The 3,924-nt window shown below is 36.7% G+C and carries 4 protein-coding genes; all 4 read left to right on the top strand.

Annotation, left to right across the window (positions count from 1 at the left end; all coding sequences use genetic code 11):
• A partial coding sequence (locus QZZ51_RS16310) for a glycerol-3-phosphate dehydrogenase C-terminal domain-containing protein (protein WP_291871623.1) occupies positions 1 to 664 on the top strand: 664 nt, incomplete at its 5' end.
• Positions 665 to 699: 35 nt separating this feature from the next.
• Positions 700 to 2,196, top strand: a complete 1,497-nt coding sequence (gene glpK, locus QZZ51_RS16315) for a glycerol kinase GlpK (protein ID WP_291871625.1) — start codon at positions 700 to 702, stop codon at positions 2,194 to 2,196.
• 30 nt (positions 2,197 to 2,226) lie between these two features.
• Positions 2,227 to 2,958, top strand: coding sequence for an MIP/aquaporin family protein (locus QZZ51_RS16320; protein WP_291871627.1), 732 nt, complete (start codon positions 2,227 to 2,229; stop codon positions 2,956 to 2,958).
• Positions 2,959 to 2,989: 31 nt separating this feature from the next.
• The gene (locus QZZ51_RS16325) at positions 2,990 to 3,760 is read left to right on the top strand and encodes a hypothetical protein (protein WP_291871629.1); all 771 of its coding nucleotides are present in this window, start codon (positions 2,990 to 2,992) and stop codon (positions 3,758 to 3,760) included.
• Positions 3,761 to 3,924 lie beyond the last annotated feature (164 nt).

The raw sequence follows: 3,924 nt of genomic DNA on the forward strand, positions 1-3,924 counted from the left end.
GCCTGTAGCGTTAGAAGAAGAAGTAGGGTTTATTTTAAGTACAGCGGAGAGATATTTAACTAAAGCACCCAAACGAAGTGATGTCTTAAGTGTTTTTGCAGGCTTGCGTCCTTTGGCGGCTACAAAAGGAAATGGAAAGAAAACGAAAGAGATATCTAGAAGCCATAAAATTTATAAATCAGCATCTGGTCTCTTAACGATGGTTGGAGGAAAATGGACCACTTTTAGAAAAATGGGTGAAGATCTGGTTAATAAAGCGGAAAAAAACCATGGTTGGTCTCATATTCCAACTAAAACAAAACATTTAAAAATACACGGATATAAAGAAAATGTGGATATCACAAACCCTTTGTATACCTATGGTAGTGATGAGAAACATATTTTGGAGCTGTCTAAGGAAAATGGATGGAATAAGTCCCTGAGTTCTTCTTTAAATATTATAGAAGCACAAGTGATTTGGTCTGTTAGGAATGAAATGGCTCGTACTGTAGAAGATGTTTTAGCACGTAGAACCCGATGCCAATTGCTAGATGCTAGGGAGAGTATAAAAATGGCTCCAAAAGTTGCAGATATAATGGCTTCTGAATTAGGAAGAGATGATAGTTGGAAAGAGAAGCAAGTGGCAGATTATATAGAAGTAACATCAAATTACATTTTGAATTGAAAAAAGAAATATAACAACCATCAAATATTTACATAATGAAAAATAAATTAATACTTGCCTTAGATCAAGGCACAACGTCGTCCAGAGCAATTTTATTTAATCATAATGGAGAAATAGTGAGAGTTTCGCAAAAACCGTTTGAACAGATTTTTCCTAAGCCAGGATGGGTAGAGCATAATCCAAATGAAATTTGGTCTTCGCAAATTTCTGTGGCTGCCGAAGTAGTTGCCCAAGAAGGAGTATCTGGGGAAGGAATTGCGGCTATTGGTATAACAAATCAACGAGAAACAACAATTGTTTGGGATAGAGAAACAAGTGAACCTATATATAATGCTATTGTCTGGCAAGATCGTAGAACAGCTAAATATTGTGATCAGTTAAAAGCTGAGGGGCATACGGACATGATTAAAAAGAAAACGGGGCTTGTGTTGGATGCTTATTTTTCTGGAACTAAAGTAAAATGGATACTGGATAATGTCGAGGGTGCAAGAGAAAAAGCCGAAGCCGGAAAATTGTGTTTTGGTACTGTGGATACTTGGCTTATTTGGAAGTTAACACGAGGTAATATGTACATTACCGATGTTTCCAACGCAAGTAGAACATTGTTGCTTAATATCCATACGTTAGAATGGGATGCGGAACTATTAGAGCTTTTTAATATTCCAAAAGCCATGTTGCCTACCGTAAGGGAAAGTAGTGAGGTTTATGGTTCTACAGCAACAACTTTGTTTTCTACAAAAATTCCTATCGCAGGTATAGCAGGGGATCAGCAAGCAGCATTATTTGGTCAAATGTGCACAAAACCAGGAATGGTTAAAAATACTTACGGTACAGGGTGTTTCTTGCTTATGAATACTGGGGAGAAAGCAGTGTACTCCGAGAATAATTTATTAACCACTATTGGTTGGAAAATTAACGGAAAAATAACCTATGCTTTAGAGGGTAGTGTTTTTGTTGGTGGAGCGGCAGTTCAATGGTTACGAGATGGTGCAAAAATGGTTAAAACAGCACCAGGTATAAATCATTTAGCAGAGACTGTTGAAGATAATGGTGGAGTTTATTTTGTGCCAGCTTTAACAGGTTTAGGTGCTCCATATTGGGACCAATATGCACGTGGTGCTATGTTGGGAATTACAAGAGGAACTACAGATGCGCATATTGCGCGTGCTACTTTAGAAGGGATTGCTTTTCAGGTGTATGACATAGTAAAAGCTATGGAAGCAGATGCTGGAGAAAAAAGTATAGAGCTTAGGGTAGATGGCGGTGCAGCAGCAAGTGATTTATTAATGCAAATTCAATCTGATTTATTCGGGTTTAAAATACTACGCCCAAAAACATTAGAAACTACGGCATTAGGTGCGGCTTATTTAGCAGGGTTGGCAGTAGGGTATTGGGATAGTGTAGATGATATTCAATCGCAATGGGTAGTGGATAAAGAATTTCATCCAAAAGCGGATCCAAAAAAAGTTGAAAACTTGTTGCATTACTGGCATAAGGCTGTAAAATGTGCTCAAAATTGGATAGAAGATTAACTAAGTAATTAACCAAAAAAATATAAAATTATGTCAATTTTAGTTGCAGAAATTTTAGGCACCATGTTGCTTATTTTATTAGGGAATGGGGTAGTAGCAAATGTTGTGTTAAAGGGAACAAAGGGTAATAATTCAGGATGGATTGTTATTACTACTGGTTGGGCTTTAGCTGTATATGTTGGTGTAGTGGTAGCGGGTCCATATAGTGGAGCTCATTTAAACCCAGCAGTAACAGTTGCTTTAGCCACCGCGGGTAAACTTTCGTGGAATTTAGTTCCTGAATATTTAGCAGGAGAGCTGTTGGGAGCAATGTTAGGTGCATTTTTAGTATGGTTGTTTTATAAAGACCATTTTAATGCTACAGAAGATGAAGGTGGTAAACTTGCTTGTTTTAGCACAGGGCCGGCTATAAGAAATACGGTATCTAATCTGATAAGTGAAATTATAGGAACTTTTGTTTTGGTTTTTGTAATCTTTTATATCGCAGGCCCAAGTATTGAGCTAGGTATAGATGAAGGGGCTAAGGTTGGCTTAGGTTCTTTAGGCGCATTACCAGTAGCATTTTTAGTTTGGGTAATAGGGCTGTCTTTAGGAGGCACTACGGGTTATGCTATTAACCCAGCAAGGGATTTAGGTCCTAGAATTATGCATGCTATTTTACCTGTAAAGGGAAGTAGTGATTGGGGTTATTCTTGGATTCCTATTGTGGGGCCAATTATCGGGGCAATAATTGCAGCCACCTTATATACTTTGTTATTGTAAATAGTTGATTTGTACGTTAAAAAAATAAGAAATGAAAAAAGTAATAGTAATATTTATAGCAGTATTTTTTTGTCAATTAAGTATTGCACAAGAAGAGAGGCAGGACCTAAAAGATAGTCCTATTAGTTTTTCTGCAGATTTAAAAACGAACCATTTGTGGAGAGGGTTAATAATTACAGATAAGCCAATGTTAGGTGTAATTACAACTATAAAGCTAAATAAATCTGGTAGTTTTACTGGAGGATTTTGGGGAGGTATGGCGTTTTCTAATGATAGCGATGGAACACACTATAAGGAGATAAATTACTACATGCAATATGCTAGTAATGGTTTTTCTATTGGTTTATGGGATTTGTTTAATACAAGAAATGCAGTGGATCCAGATGCGTGGGATTATGATAAAAACTCTACAGGGCATTTACTAGATTTGAGAACCTCTTATAATTTTGGAGAAAAGTTTCCTTTGAGACTAGAGGCAGATGTTTTGCTTTATGGAAGAGGAGATGCTCAGTTAGAAGGCGGTGATTTAGAACAGCGATACTCTACTTATGTAGAAGCTTCTTATCCATTAATTAGTGAGAGTAAGGTGGATCTAAAAGCCTTTGTTGGTGGTGCTTTTTCTTTTAATGGGGACACTCATTTATATGGCGATGGACAAGAGAATTTTGATTTGGTGAATATTGGTTTAACAGCCTCTAAAACATTAAAGCTTTTAGATTTACGAATCCCTGTTTCGGCTACCACACTTTGGAATCCGTCACTGAAAGTGGCTAGAGTTCAGTTAGCGGCAAAAATATTTTAAGTAGTTTAAAATATGGAAAGAATATAGAATAGGCAGGGTTGTTAAACCCTGCCTATTTTTTGTAATTTTATTGGTCTCAAAAATAGTTAAAACTATGCACTTTAGTGCATTTCGCTTTAGCTTCTAAAAAGGTCTACCTTTGGGTTATGTTAGAACAAAGGACT

Origin of the sequence: Maribacter sp. (genome assembly GCF_016744255.1) — a bacterium.
Taxonomy (GTDB): Bacteria; Bacteroidota; Bacteroidia; order Flavobacteriales; family Flavobacteriaceae; genus Maribacter_B.